Origin of the sequence: Pontibacter ramchanderi, from assembly GCF_002846395.1 — a bacterium.
GTDB classification, from domain to species: Bacteria; Bacteroidota; Bacteroidia; order Cytophagales; family Hymenobacteraceae; genus Pontibacter; species Pontibacter ramchanderi.
This window is the reverse complement of sequence record NZ_PJMU01000002.1, coordinates 1,279,214-1,292,909: the sequence shown is the minus strand read 5'-3', so window position 1 is coordinate 1,292,909 and position 13,696 is coordinate 1,279,214. Positions and strand designations below refer to the sequence as shown.

Here is a 13,696-nt window from a genome sequence, read left to right as displayed (position 1 = left end):
CAACTAGTAATTTAACAATCGAACATATGTCACAACCACTTTTAGAACCTATAAAGTTACACGATCTGGAACTGAACAACCGCGTGATCATGGCACCCATGACACGTAGCCGTGCCGTTGGCAATGTAGCCAATAGCTTGATGGCCACTTACTATGCCCAGCGTGCCAGCGCCGGCCTTATCATATCCGAAGGATCGCAAATATCGGAGCAGGCTGTTGGTTACATTAACACGCCCGGCATTTACAGCGCAGAGCAGGTAGAAGGCTGGAAGCAGGTAACGGATGCCGTGCACAAAGAGGGAGGCAAGATCTTCCTGCAACTGTGGCACGTGGGCCGTATGTCGCACCCTGATTTCCATGGCGGAAAGCTACCGGTTGCCCCATCTCCCATCAACCCGAACGACAAAGCCTACACGCCGGAGGGTTTCAAAGACACCGTTACGCCACACGAGCTCACCATACCTGAAATCAAGCAGATTGTGCAGGACTTTAAAACAGCTGCCCGCAATGCCATCGACGCCGGTTTTGATGGGGTAGAAGTGCATGCCTCTAACGGCTACCTGCTACACCAGTTCTTTGTGAGCACCGCCAACGTGCGCACCGACGAATACGGTGGCTCCGTTAAGAACCGCGCCCGCATATTGTTTGAAGTGCTGGATGCCATCAGGGAAGTGGTGCCGCAGCATCGTATTGGCGTGCGCCTGAACCCAAGTATGCACGGCGGCTTCGGCATCACGGTTAACGAGGACACCATTCCGACCTTCGACTACATTGTGGAGCAGATGAATAAGTATAGCCTGGCTTACCTGCACCTGACGGAGGCATCGCCGGCCAACAAAGATGTACCGCACATCGAACCGCAGGTGGCCAAGCGCTACCGCCCACTGTATACCGGCAACCTGATCATCAACGGTGGCTTTAAGCAGAAGACCGGCAATCAGGTGATTGCCGATGGCGACGCCGATATGGTGGCCTTTGGAGTGCCGTTTATTGGCAACCCGGACCTGGTGGAGCGCTTTGCTGAAAATGCAGAGCTACAGCAAGCAGACCCAGGCAAATTCTACGCGCCCGGCCCTGAAGGCTACGTGGATTACCCTACCCTGGCAGAGGTAGAAGCCTAAGGCGAAGGTGCTTTTTCATATATAGTCTGATAACAGCCAGCTACCCTAACCGGTGGCTGGCTGTTGTTTTTTAAACCTTTCTTTCGGATTTCAGTCTATACCCTTTAAAAATGCGCCTGCTGCATCTTACTGAAAGGTTAAAAGAACTATATTTACTTTTTATACCTGCCGTATAAGACATGCGTTATACCTTCAACACACTATGAAATTAAAAATACGAACGGGCTTCGGCTACGACGTGCACCAACTGCAGGAAGGGCTGGACTTCTGGCTTGGCGGCATCAAGATTCCGCATACACACGGCGCGCTGGGCCACTCCGATGCCGACGTGCTGGTGCACGTAATCTGCGACGCCCTGCTCGGTGCCGCCAATATGCGCGACATCGGTTTCCACTTCTCCGACAAGGACCCGCAGTACAAGGGCATCGACAGCAAGATTTTGCTTAAAGAAGTAGTGCACCTGCTCTCCCGCGAAGGCTACGAGATCGGCAACATCGACTCAACCATCTGCCTGCAGGAGCCCAAGGTGAACCCGCATATCCCTGCCATGAAAACCTGTCTGGCTCAGGTGATGGGTATACCTGAAAACGACATTTCTATTAAGGCCACCACCACCGAGCACCTGGGCTTTGTGGGCAAGAAAGAGGGCGTGGCCGCTTTTGCAACGGTCTTAATCTATAAGCAATAACAATCACTAACCCTTTTCATCACCTTCCACAAACATGAAGTATAACAAGTTTTATGTGTATGCGCTGGCAGCCTTCCTGACAACAGGTTGCGCCCAGACGCCTACCACCACAAGCACCAGCACCACCGCTGAGGCACCGGTTGCAGACGCCGACCGTCTCCGCGAAGCTGCTCCTAAGTATGCGGCCACTATCACGGCTGCCGACCTTTCCAAGCACCTTAACATCATTGCCTCTGACGAGTACGAAGGTCGCGACACGGGATCTAAAGGCCTGCAAATGGCTGCTGAGTACATCTCCAGGGAGTTTAAGGAAGATGGCCTGGTTGGTCCTGTAAAGAACAGCAGCAACCCGTACTACCAGCCTGTAGCCCTGGAGCGCAGCCAGTGGGGCGACGGCTATATTATAGTGGGCAAGCAGAAATTTATGATGGGGCAGGACTTCTTCGTGCTGGGAGCCTCGCCATACCAGACCGAGCAAGCTGCTGAGATCGTATTCGCCGGCTACGGTATCGATGCTGACAACTATTCTGACTACGCCAACCTCGACGTGACAGGCAAAATGGTGGTAGTGCTGGGTGGCGAGCCGAAAGGCGCCGATGGCAAATACCTGATCAGCGGTACTGAGAAGGCTTCTGACTGGGGCAATGACTTCCGCACGAAGCGCAATGCTGCCACCAAGCGTGGCGCTAAGAGCGTGTTGATCGTAACTGGCGCCAATGCCGGTGAGTTTGGCACCATGACGGCACGCTACCGCAATTTCCTGACTCGTCCGTCTATCGGTCTGAAGAGCAACGGTGCACAAGGTGCTACGGCCGCCATGATGGTATCGCCACAGGTAGGGGCCGCTTTGCTGGGCACTACACCGGAGAAAATGCTGGCCTACGCCAACGCAGTAGCAAAAGCAGGCAAGCCGACTCCGGGCACGTTCACAGCTGTGAAAGACGTGAAGGTAAAGACCGAGCGTAAGAGCGAAGCACTTCCATCTGACAACGTGCTGGGCTACATCGAGGGCACTGACAAGAAAGACGAAGTGATCGTGGTAACCGCGCACTACGACCACGTAGGTATAGAAAACGGCGAGATCTTTAACGGTGCCAACGACGACGGCTCTGGTACGGTAGCCGTAGTGGAACTGGCGGAGGCTTTCGCGCAGGCCAAGAAAGACGGTTTCGGACCACGTCGCAGCATTTTGTTCATGCTGGTAACGGCAGAGGAGAAAGGCCTGCTGGGTTCTGAGTACTATGCCAGCAATCCGATCTTCCCACTCGCAAATACGGTAGCCAACATCAATATCGATATGATCGGCCGCATGGACTTCGACGCGGAGAAGACCAACGACCAGAACTACATCTATGTGATCGGTGCCGACAAGCTTTCTTCGGAGCTGCACCAGATCAACGAAGAAATGAACCAGAAGCACGTAGGTCTTCGCCTCGACTATAAATTCAATGATGAGAACGACCCGAACCGCTTCTACTACCGTTCTGACCATTACAACTTCGCCAAGCACGGTATTCCGATCGTATTCTATTTCAACGGGGTACACGCCGATTACCACAAGGCAACTGACACAGTAGACAAGATCATTTTCGAGAAAGCTGAGAAGGCTGCTCGTCTGGCGTTCCACGTGGCATGGGAGCTGGCCAACCGCGACAACCGCATTGTGGTGGACAGCAACAAAAAGTAATACACTAAACCCGCATAAGCGGCCGTTTATCATAAAAACATTCCGCTTTTATTAGCTTTAAGGAAAACACCCTAACTTTAAGGGTGTTTTTCTTTTAATAGCACTTCCTGATTACTAGCCGTTTTCGGGAAAACCGCAGGGTTTATTTATATGAGTAGACTAAAACAGTTTCTGCTGGACGCCGAAACGAAATCATTTGACCTGGGCCACCGCTCCACCATCAAGTTCAACATCGGCAAGTACAACGCCGCTGTGCAGCGTGGCCTTACCCAATACAGCGATCACGAGCTCGCCCGCGAAAGGGCTTCTTTCATAAAAACAAACGCCATCAACAACCTCGATAAGTATTTGATGGAGTTTGAGTCGAATTTCACGGCCCGTGGTGGCAAAGTGATCTGGGCCCGCAATGCCGAGGAGGCGTTGAAGGAGATTGGCCAGATCATGAAGAAGAAACGTGCCCGTTCGGTGGTAAAGTCGAAGTCGATGACCACGGAGGAGATTCACCTGAACAACTTCCTGGAGAAGAATGGTGTGGAGACGGTGGAAACTGACTTAGGCGAGTACATTGTGCAGCTGGCCGAGCAACGGCCTTACCACATCGTGACCCCGGCCATGCACATGTCCAAAAAGGACATTGCAGATCTCTTTGTAAAGAAGCTCAAGATCGCCCCGACCGAGAGTGCAGAGGAACTGGTAGCCACGGCCCGTCGCCTGCTCCGCGCCAAGTATACCGAGGCCGAGGTAGGTATAACCGGCGGCAACTTCCTGCTGGCTGATATTGGTGGTGTGGCTGTAACGGAGAACGAAGGCAACGGACGCTTGTCAACCGCTTTCCCGAAAACGCACATTGCCATTGTAGGTATAGAGAAGATCCTGCCCTCGGTGATGGATCTCGACCTGTTCTGGCCACTGCTGAGCACGAGCGGCACCGGCCAGCAAGTGACTATTTACAACACCATTTTCACGGGTCCGCGCCAGCCAAACGAGAAGGACGGACCAGAGGAGATGTATGTGGTGCTGCTCGACAATGGCCGTACGGAGCTACTGGCTTTGCCAGAGAAGCGCGAAGCTCTGAACTGCATCCGCTGCGGCGCCTGCCTGAATGTGTGTCCGGTATACAAGAACATCGGCGGCCATACCTACGAGAGCACCTACAGCGGCCCGATTGGCTCCGTGATCACGCCGCACTACAACGGCATGGCCGAAAACAAGCACTTGAGCTTTGCCAGTTCGCTTTGCGGCGCCTGTACGTCGGTATGTCCCGTGAAGATAAATATCCACAACCTGCTGCTGCTTAACCGCCGCCAGAGTGTAGAGCAAGGCTTTGCCGAGAAGAACGAGCGCACGACATTTAAGCTGTGGCTAAAGGCCATGAAGAGCCGCAAGCTGCTGAACATGGCCCCTGCCGGCGTAAAGAACTTCGTGCTGAAACAAGTGCTTAAAGATACCTGGAGCAAGCGCCGCGAGCCTATCAAAGTAGCGCCGAAGTCGTTTAACCAGCTTTGGAGAGAGCGGGAGGGGAAGTAGGATCAGGATTTGCAGGATTAAGGGATTTTCAGGATTCTCGTGCACAATCGACGCCCTTTTGCCCCCAGCTGCTAAATTAACCCAATAATGCTTTAGAGGCCAGAGGTCTCTCTATAGTAGACACGAGCGTGGACGCTCGCGCAATAGACTACCACATAAACACAAAAAGGCCTGCAAATTAACTTTGCAGGCCTTTTACATTCCATTCAGTGCCTGATTCCTCAGGCAATTATTACCATCATCCATATCCTATACCTTTAAAAAATTGCAGGAGTGCAGGGCTTACGCGAAAACACCGTCACTTCATCCACATCCTTCAGTCGACAAATAAACCGCGTCATACGCTCCACCCCGAAACCAGCACCGGCCGTTTTAGGCAATAACCCCGCTTTGGCTACTTCCAGGTAGTGTTTGAAGGTCTCCTGACTGGTTCCAACTTCCTCCATGCGCTTCAGAATCTGCTTATACTCGTGCTCCCGCTCGGCACCAGACAAACCTTCGCCAAAGCCTTCGGGCCAGATCACGTCATAGTTCAGGTAGGTGCCGCGGCGGCTCGGGTCTTCTTTGTCGTAGAACTCTCGCTTGTGGTTGATCAGCCAGAACGGCTCCGTTGCTTCTTCCGATTTCAGCTTCTCATAATCCGGACCAAGGGCGGCTTCCAGCTTTTCGGTGCGGTATACGGGCCACTTTTCGTACTGTGGCAGCAACTCGCCACGCAATTCGATCAGGGTTTCAGGTAGATCGCGGTTCAGACTCGCGAAAATGTAGTTCACCAGTTCCTCCATAAACTCCATCACGAAAAAGCGGTCTTTACCACGAAACTCAAAATCAACCTGCGTGAACTCGAATAAGTGACGGCCAGTATCGGCGCGGTCTGAAAACTCGAGGCGTACGTTCGGTGAAACGATGTAGAGGCTATCGAGCTCGGAGTTCACCAGGGCCAGTTGCTTGTGGAAGATCATGGACTTGGTGAGGCTCCAGCGTTGGTCAGCATAGCCAATGCTGGCATCGACTACGCCGTGGTTGAGCGGATCGGTGATAGGTGATAGCATGAGCGGCATGAGCTGCGTCAGGCCTTTTTTAAACATAAAATCGTGCGTGGCACGGATAATCCCTTGCTGTACTTTAAGCACTTTGGGCAGAGACGCGCGACTCAAGTGCTTCATGGTAGTTTCGAGCACGGTCGGCTGTGTGAGTGTTTGCAATTCCATTCAACTAATTTTTAATGGTTTATAGTATTACAAACATACCTAATACAGTTTTTTATTGAAAAATATTTAACATTTAAGTAATTTTGTTGAAAATAATCAAATATATAGAAGTCATTTTTGTTAAATCTTTAAAATATAGGATAGAAAAAGGGGTATGGATTTACAAATTGATAAACTCGACCGCCAGATACTGCACCTTTTGATGCAGAATGTGAACCGTGCTTATACTGATATAGCCAAAGAGCTAGGCGTATCGGGCGGCACAATTCACGTACGTTTGAAAAAACTGACGGAGATGGGCGTTGTACAGGGTGCGCAGTTGCTTATCAACCCGGCTGCCATAGGCTACGACATATGTGCCTTTATTGGAGTGTTTCTGGAGAAAGGGTCGGCCTACAAGGAAGTGGTGGAGAAAATGCGTCTTATACCTGAGATCGTGGAATTGCACTACACCACTGGCGCCTATAGCATGTTCGTCAAGATCATTTGCCGCGACACCAAACACCTGCGCGAGGTACTCAACGAAAAAATGCAAGGTATAGCAGGTGTGCACCGCACCGAAACGTTTATCTCGCTGGAGGAAAGCATCTCGCGGCAAATCTCTGTAGGGGCGGAGAAGGTATAGCAAAGCCGCTCCGGACTGACCCGAAGCGGCTTTGCTGCTACTTCATTCGTAAAGTTGACTGCTTTGAGCTAAGCTATACCTTACTTCAGCTTTTGAAGTGCTGCTCGCAATCTGCCCAGCGAGTCTTTAATGCTGTCCAGCGAGGCACCGCCTACAGACAAACGGAACCAGCCCAACTCCGGGGCAGAACCGAAGGCAGAAAATGGCACGACAGCCAGTTTGGCTTCCTGCAGTATATAGAAGCTGATATCTTTGCTGGTCTGGAGTACCTGTCCGGATGGTGTGGTTTTACCGGCAAGATCGAGTTTGGCGGAAAGGTATATGGCACCCATCGGCTCAATGGCATCCACGTTAAACCCTTCTTTTTTCAGATCCTGGAAGGCCCGGTAGAGGATATCTAAGCTCTCGCGCACGTTGTGCTTGAACTCATCCAGGAACACATCCACCGCATCGGTCTGGTGCAGGAAGCGGGCGGTAGCCATTTGCTCGGCTTTCGGCGCCCAGGCACCCACGTGGCCGAGTATCGCCTTCATTTTGTCGATCACCACCGTTGGGCCGAAGGCGTAGCCAACGCGCACGCCTGTAGCAGCAAAGCATTTAGAGGTGCCATCGATGTAAATGGTGTAGTCGCGCAGTTCAGGGCGCAGGTTCACCGGATCGTAGTGCTTGTGCTCGCCGAAAGTCAGCATCCAATAAATCTGGTCGTAGAGGATATAAAGCGGCTTCTCGTCTGCGCCACGGCTTTTGTTTTCGGCTATCACCAGATCGCAAATGTCCTCCAGATCTTTTTTGGAGAACATAGTACCCGTCGGGTTGAGCGGCGAGCAAAGCGCCAGCAGAGTAGCGCCCTTCAGACTGGAAGCCACGTCGGCGGCAGTTGGCATAAAGTTGTTCTCGGGACTGGTCTCCACCATCACGGGCGTGGCACTGGAGAGGTGGCAGTAGTGGTTGTTGTTCCACGATGGCGTTGGGAAAACCACTTTGTCGCCAGGGTCTACGAGGGCCAGGTAGGTAGCGTAGATAAGCGGACGGGAGCCGCCGGCCACCAGTATGTCGTTTTCGGGGTACGTCAGGCCCAAGCGGTCTCGGGTGAAGTCGGCTACGGCTTTGCGAAGCACGGCCACACCGTTGGCAGGCGGATAATTGGTATGGCCTTCGGAATAGGCTTCGGCAATGCCGGCACGCAGCTCGCCAGGTATAGGAAATATCTTGGGGTCGAAGTCGCCGATGGTGAGGTTGCAGATCTGCTCGCCTTTGGCAATCATTGCGTTGACTTCACCGGCGAGTTTGATAATCTCGGAGCCGATGAGGTTTTGCGCCATTTTAGAAACGGTCATGAGCCTGTAAGTTAGTACGCAACAAGATACTAACTTCTGGAAAAAGTATGCCCCAAAAGCGATACAAAAACTGATATTAGCTAGTGAGATGCCAATTGGCGTTAGCCAGGACTATCCAACATTGTCATCTCGACAGAATGGAGAGATCTGGGTGCATTCAGTATATTGGCATTACTTCAGATTTCTCCCAAAGGTCGAAATGACAGTAAAGACACTTGGGCTAACATTGCTCACATGATCCCTATCTTACACAGGGATGCAGACCAATGGAGAACCAGTTAAAAGGCTCCAACGCCCTGCCTACCATTGATAATAACTACTCTCCTCGCCGTCGTTCAATATATCAGCGGCGGTGTTGGGGCTACGGTTGATGTCGGCCAGTTTACGCTCGCGCCAAACGGCGGCAGACTCACGCACCACATCCAGGTGAGCGTCTGACTTGATGCGCTCTTCCTCGCGCTTGGCTTCTATCTCAAACTCCTGGCGGGCAGCAAATTTGGCTTCGGCCACGGCATGGCGGGTGTCGTACTGTTTCTGACGCTCTTGCACGCGGTGCATTTCCTGCGTGGTGCGCTCGTGCTCCACGCCTTTCAGAATGTCGTCGTAAGGGCCTTTGCTGGTGATCAGCTTCGTGAAGATCGGGGCAGTTTCGAGGCAGACGAACAGCAGCGTGATGAAGAACACCGGCAGCCAGGGCAGTTGGTTCAGGGCATCGATCCGGGCCATCAGGCCATCGTAGTTCGAGAAGCTCTGCTGTCCTTCGGCTACCTGGCTGTCGTACTGCTTCATGAGGTCGGTGATGCGCTGCTCCTTTACCAGGATTCTGTCGGCGGCGCTGGCCTGCAGCAGCTTCAGTTCCTCGTCTACTTTGTCGTACTGCCGCTTCTTTTCCTCGTAAATGGGGCCTCTGCCTATTTTGCCGGTACCTCCTGTACCATCGGCCTCGGCGGCTACCATTTCGTAAAGCTTGTTACGCTCCTGTATTTTGGCTTCTAGCTCTGCCCGTATACCTGCAATCTCTGATTTTACGGAGTCGACCTCGGCAAACTGCTTGTTCACCAACGCTTTGTGCTGAATGGCGAGCTCAGCCTGCTTTTCTTTCAGGACGGCCTGTATCTCTTTGTCAAATATCTTGAGCTCCAACGGCTTGGAAATAACCACGGCCAGCACCAGTGCCAGCAGGATACGCGGCGTCACCATCAGCAGCTCTTTCCAGAAGCGGCCTTCTTTGCGGATGGTTGAAACGATAAAACGGTCGAGGTTGAAGATAACGGCGCCCCAGAGCAGACCAAAGGTCACGGCCATCGGCACCGAATCAAAGACAGTGTAGAGGGCGTAGCCACCCGATAAGCTGGCCAGCACACCTGTAAAGAGAACGGTGGCGCCTACACCGGCATATTTTATGTGCTCCGACTTGGAGCATTTCTCAAGTATGGTATCGTCGGCACCGGCGCACCACCAAAAAAATTTCTTCATGTATTGTCCTGTACAGGTTAAAGCTGATGCAAAGGCAGTATGCAATAACAACGCCTAACTTACTGGCTTTAATACTTTTATCCTTTAAAATGTGATGAACCACCTCTAAAATGTGACGAACTGCCCCGCTACTGCGGCAACACACGCCTGAGCCCGTTAAGTTCAACGTATTTACGGCTCGTCTCACCCCATTTTAAGTACACGAACGCAGGTATAGTGACTTGCCTGAATCTGCACGTAAAGCTCCTTACCCGGGAGGTTAAGCCGATGCTACTAGCGGTGTAGGGTCCCCTTTTTACCAAGATTCTTACAGAATGACAAAAAGAGAGAAGTGCAGGTATAGCGACTTGTCAGCAGACCAGCAATCTTCAGGTATAGAAAATAAGATTAAGCCACAAAGAGATGCGGCATCAGGTATAGGTATAGATAGTGAAAGGCAGCGACCTCTGCAGCCACTGCCTTTCTATACCTATCAGCCAGAAAACTTTCTACCTTTTTAACTCTCTAACTTTCTAACTTAAATCAGCTGTTCTCGTCTTCGTCCGGCAGAATCTCCACGTCCTGCACCAGCACGAATTTTTCGATCTCGCGGGCTTTGGGGGTATTGGCCAGTCCACCAAGGGCGGTTTCCTTGTACTTGCGCTCCATGCTCTCGCCTACCTCACCAAGGGCGGCCACACATTGATCGACAGGTATAACCGGGTTAACGCCGGCGATGGCCAGCTGCGAAGAAGAGTAGGCGATGGCCGCCGCACTGGCGTTTCGCACAATGCACGGCACCTCTACCAGGCCTGCTACCGGGTCGCACACCAAACCCAACATGCACTGGATGGTAATGGCCACTGCCGCAAACACCTGCTCTACATTGCCGCCGAGGCAATACACAATCGCGCCGGCTGCCATAGCTGCCGCACTACCTGTTTCGGCCTGACAACCGCCCACGGCGCCTGCCAGCGAGGCGTTCTGCTCAATGATGAGTGCTATACCTGCGGCCACCAGAAGACCTTCATGAATCTTGCGGTCTTCGAGGCCGTGCAGTTCCTGCAGTGTCGTAAGCGTGCCGGGCAGTATGCCGGAAGCACCGGCCGTTGGCGCGGCCACCACGCGGCCCATGCAGGAGTTCACCTCCTTGGCACCCAGCGCGCGCGAAACCAGCATCTGAAACTCCGGCGACAGCACCGTTACCGGCGACTTCGCTACTTTCTTGGCGCTGTTGTTCACCATACCGGAGCGCGAGGTCATGTCTTCGGTCAGGCCGGTCTGCACGGCGTCCTTCATCACCTCGTAGGCCTTGGCAATGTTTTCCCAAATAAACTCCTCGGTGCGGCCTTTTTGCTCTATTTCGTACTCCAGCACGGGCTGATATAGGGGTTCGCCGGTTTCAGCACAATGCTTTTCCCAGCTCTTAAAATCGTTGAATAATAGGGACATATTGTATAGCTTGTAGCCGGCCCGCGACTTGGCGGACAGGGGTGTTAAAGATACTCTAAATTTCAGGAATCCGCTAAACTCCCGCTCCATTTGATAACACGGCTCGCGGGGTGAAACGTTCTGTTTCGGCGGGCGCTGCTATTCCTCTCAACCTATACCTGCCGACTCCGTTTTTGAGAGTGAACGAGCTATACCTATACCTGATGGAAAACAAAGACAAAAAGCGCGTGGCCATGCGCATACACGGCCGGGTGCAGGGTGTATTTTTCAGGGCCAGCACCCAGGGCAAAGCGTTGGAACTTGGCCTCTATGGTTTTGTGCAGAACGAGCCCGATGGCACTGTATACCTGGAAGCCGAGGGAAAGCCTGAGGCGCTAAAGGAACTGGAGAAATGGGCGCACCAAGGCCCAGACCGTGCGCGGGTCGAGAAAGTGGAAGTGGAGGAGAAGGAGGGGCTGGCAGGGTTCGAGCGGTTTGAGCAGCGGAGGTAAAAGTATTGGATGGTGTATAATTATATATTAACTTTATATTATACATATCAGGTTGAGCTTGTTTGCCTCCGGTACATACAACAGAACACGATTGACCGCTATGAACACTTTAGAGCAACTCTCCCGCACCGTTAGCAACCAGAAGCACACTGTGATAGCCGCTTTTGTGCCGCTGGAGCTTTCACTGCTCAACCACAAACCTGCCCCGGATAGCTGGAGTATACTCGAGTGCCTGGAGCACCTCAACAGGTATAGCCGCTACTACATTCCGGCGCTGGCGAAGGGCATTGCTGCTAACACGGGCATTAAACCGCAGCAGATGATCAGCTATACCTGGCTGGGCATAAAGTCGCTGGACATGGTGCGGCCCGACAATGGGAAAAAGAGCAAAACCGTGCGGCATATGAACCCCAACAACAGCCGGCTAGGCCGTCAGACGCTGGAGGAGTTCCTCGACCACCAAACCGAGTTGCTACAACTTCTCGACAAAGCCAAAGGAGCCAACCTGCACAAGAAAGCTATACCTGTGGAGTTTTTCAGATTGCTGAAGCTTCGCATCGGGGAGGCGCTGGAGTTTGTGGTGCTGCACCAGGAGCGACACCTGCAGCAGGCCCTTCAAATAAAAAAGCAGCTACCCCTGAACGAGGCAGCTGCTTAAAATATCTTCAAAGCGCTTTACAACGGTTTACAGCGAGTTGTAGTAGGCCACTAGTTTTGCCATGTCACGGTCTTCACGCAGGTTCAGCGCATTCGACTTGATGTAAGTCTCCAGGTAGTCCTTTTTGTCAGGTATAGCGGTCAGGAGGGAGTTCTTGGTTTTCTTAACCTTTACTGCCTTGTCGCCTACTGCAATGTAGTAGTCTTCGCTTGCCTGCACCTCTCGGTCGATGGTAGCTGAGCTATAGTGCTTGCGGTCAAAAATCTTTTTGGAAGTACGCTTCAGCAACGATACCTGCCCGTCGGCCAGCACCTCCAGAAAGGCATTAGCCGACAAGCCCTCGCCAGTGTAGCCCGAGCGGAAGGTGCGCTCCATTTGCTTGTTGCTTTCGATATACCCTATCTTAAACTCCTGCACCGGCTCCAGCAGCTCTTTTACCTCTCCCTTCTGTGTCCTGAAGACAATGGCGTCCTTCACCTGATCGTACATCAGGTCGATGCCTTGGTATACAGTACCGTTCTTGAGCGTGAGGGTGCCCTTTGCCCACTCTTTGTGCAGGTATGGGGAGCCTATCATGGTGATGGTATTGTACTCGTGTACCGGACGGGCCTCCATGTCGTTGGTGTGTGTGAACTGTGCCATTGCCTGCAGACCAAACAGACAGCTTACCAACAAAGCCAGGCTAAAACGTAAAGCAAGTGTTTTCATACATCACTCAGTTAAATGTTTAAGGGTTGATCACAATGTATTATAATAAGCCACAAGCTTTGCCATGTCTTGTTCCTGTCTTAGGTCCAGTCGGTTAGCTTTTGTGTATTTTTCCAGATCTGCCTGCTTTCTGCCGAGCGCCTGTAGCAGCGATTTTCTGTCTTTCTTCAGTTTAGTTAGCCTACCCTCCCGATCGGACAGGTAATAATTTTGCTGCTCTATAATGCTCCTCACTTTCGTAGCCGAACTGTATGGCACTTCTTCATGCACCCATTTAGATGTGCGCTTTAAAAGTTGGGTGGGGCCATTCACCAGCACTTCATAAAAAGCTGTCAGTGGTGTAGCATCTACTGGATTGTAACCGCTCACAAACAACCGTTTATTCAGTTCAAACGCTACCACTGGGTGCACAAACAACTGCGCTTCTCCTTTCTTATTACTGAACATCAATTCGTCCGCCACCTGGTCGTACTTTAGCCGCACACCAGCGTATTCTCTTCCATCCTGCAGTTTAACCCAGCCTTCCTGCCATTCATCATCTAAATAAGGCGAGCCTTTTACGTCCAGATACTGCTTTGCCATGACAGGGCGGCCCATGTAGTCGACAATCTCGGTTTGCGCAAAGGCTCCGGAACCGAGCAGCAGACAAAAAGAGCAAATGCCTAGCAATTGCAGCAAAAATGGTCGCTTCATTGGGGTAATAAACAGCTAAATACTGGATGAATATAAGACTTTT

Annotated in this window: 14 protein-coding genes; 8 read left to right on the top strand and 6 right to left on the bottom strand. The window is 52.1% G+C overall.

Going from position 1 to position 13,696, the window contains the following annotated elements:
* Positions 1 to 26 precede the first annotated feature (26 nt).
* From BD749_RS12635 to BD749_RS12620, 4 genes are all read left to right on the top strand, one after another.
* Positions 27 to 1,121, top strand: a complete 1,095-nt coding sequence (locus tag BD749_RS12635; protein ID WP_101444667.1) for an alkene reductase — start codon at positions 27 to 29, stop codon at positions 1,119 to 1,121.
* A 202-nt stretch (positions 1,122 to 1,323) separates the two neighbouring features.
* On the top strand, positions 1,324 to 1,809 hold the full coding sequence (gene ispF, locus BD749_RS12630; RefSeq protein WP_101444666.1) for a 2-C-methyl-D-erythritol 2,4-cyclodiphosphate synthase: 486 nt from the start codon (positions 1,324 to 1,326) through the stop codon (positions 1,807 to 1,809).
* Between the two features lie 34 nt (positions 1,810 to 1,843).
* Positions 1,844 to 3,496, top strand: a complete 1,653-nt coding sequence (locus tag BD749_RS12625) for a M28 family peptidase (RefSeq protein WP_101444665.1) — start codon at positions 1,844 to 1,846, stop codon at positions 3,494 to 3,496.
* 150 nt (positions 3,497 to 3,646) lie between these two features.
* Positions 3,647 to 5,023: a LutB/LldF family L-lactate oxidation iron-sulfur protein gene (locus tag BD749_RS12620; RefSeq protein ID WP_101444664.1), complete on the top strand. Its 1,377-nt coding sequence runs from the start codon at positions 3,647 to 3,649 to the stop codon at positions 5,021 to 5,023.
* 257 nt (positions 5,024 to 5,280) lie between these two features.
* On the opposite strand, the gene BD749_RS12615 is transcribed toward BD749_RS12620, so the two are convergent.
* Positions 5,281 to 6,234, bottom strand: coding sequence for an asparagine synthetase A (locus BD749_RS12615; RefSeq protein ID WP_101444663.1), 954 nt, complete (start codon positions 6,232 to 6,234; stop codon positions 5,281 to 5,283).
* A gap of 154 nt (positions 6,235 to 6,388) precedes the next feature.
* Between BD749_RS12615 and BD749_RS12610 the strand changes: the two genes are divergently transcribed.
* Entirely contained in the window at positions 6,389 to 6,859 is a 471-nt protein-coding gene (locus BD749_RS12610) for an Lrp/AsnC ligand binding domain-containing protein (RefSeq protein ID WP_101444662.1), read from the top strand.
* Positions 6,860 to 6,939: 80 nt separating this feature from the next.
* Here BD749_RS12610 and BD749_RS12605 read toward each other — a convergent pair whose 3' ends face one another.
* Positions 6,940 to 8,196 (bottom strand): pyridoxal phosphate-dependent aminotransferase, encoded by a 1,257-nt coding sequence (locus BD749_RS12605; RefSeq protein ID WP_180336398.1) that lies wholly within the window; start codon positions 8,194 to 8,196, stop codon positions 6,940 to 6,942.
* A 300-nt stretch (positions 8,197 to 8,496) separates the two neighbouring features.
* Positions 8,497 to 9,672, bottom strand: a complete 1,176-nt coding sequence (locus BD749_RS12600) for a DUF4407 domain-containing protein (protein WP_101444660.1) — start codon at positions 9,670 to 9,672, stop codon at positions 8,497 to 8,499.
* A gap of 314 nt (positions 9,673 to 9,986) precedes the next feature.
* Here BD749_RS12600 and BD749_RS19255 point away from each other — a divergent pair, with 314 nt between their 5' ends.
* On the top strand, positions 9,987 to 10,172 hold the full coding sequence (locus BD749_RS19255; protein WP_143741263.1) for a hypothetical protein: 186 nt from the start codon (positions 9,987 to 9,989) through the stop codon (positions 10,170 to 10,172).
* A gap of 22 nt (positions 10,173 to 10,194) precedes the next feature.
* Here the strand turns inward: BD749_RS19255 and sdaAA are convergent, their stop codons facing one another.
* Complete coding sequence (gene sdaAA / locus BD749_RS12595; protein WP_101444791.1) at positions 10,195 to 11,103, bottom strand: L-serine ammonia-lyase, iron-sulfur-dependent, subunit alpha; 909 nt, start codon at positions 11,101 to 11,103, stop codon at positions 10,195 to 10,197.
* A 110-nt stretch (positions 11,104 to 11,213) separates the two neighbouring features.
* On the opposite strand from sdaAA, the gene BD749_RS12590 reads away from it, so the two are divergent.
* On the top strand, positions 11,214 to 11,594 hold the full coding sequence (locus tag BD749_RS12590; RefSeq protein ID WP_317046356.1) for an acylphosphatase: 381 nt from the start codon (positions 11,214 to 11,216) through the stop codon (positions 11,592 to 11,594).
* A 100-nt stretch (positions 11,595 to 11,694) separates the two neighbouring features.
* Positions 11,695 to 12,252, top strand: a complete 558-nt coding sequence (locus BD749_RS12585) for a DinB family protein (protein ID WP_245869112.1) — start codon at positions 11,695 to 11,697, stop codon at positions 12,250 to 12,252.
* A gap of 27 nt (positions 12,253 to 12,279) precedes the next feature.
* Here BD749_RS12585 and BD749_RS12580 read toward each other — a convergent pair whose 3' ends face one another.
* Positions 12,280 to 12,960 carry a hypothetical protein gene (locus tag BD749_RS12580; RefSeq protein ID WP_101444658.1) on the bottom strand — a complete coding sequence of 227 codons (681 nt, stop codon included), beginning with the start codon at positions 12,958 to 12,960 and terminating at the stop codon, positions 12,280 to 12,282.
* A 30-nt stretch (positions 12,961 to 12,990) separates the two neighbouring features.
* On the bottom strand, positions 12,991 to 13,653 hold the full coding sequence (locus tag BD749_RS12575) for a hypothetical protein (protein ID WP_101444657.1): 663 nt from the start codon (positions 13,651 to 13,653) through the stop codon (positions 12,991 to 12,993).
* Positions 13,654 to 13,696: the final 43 nt, after the last annotated feature.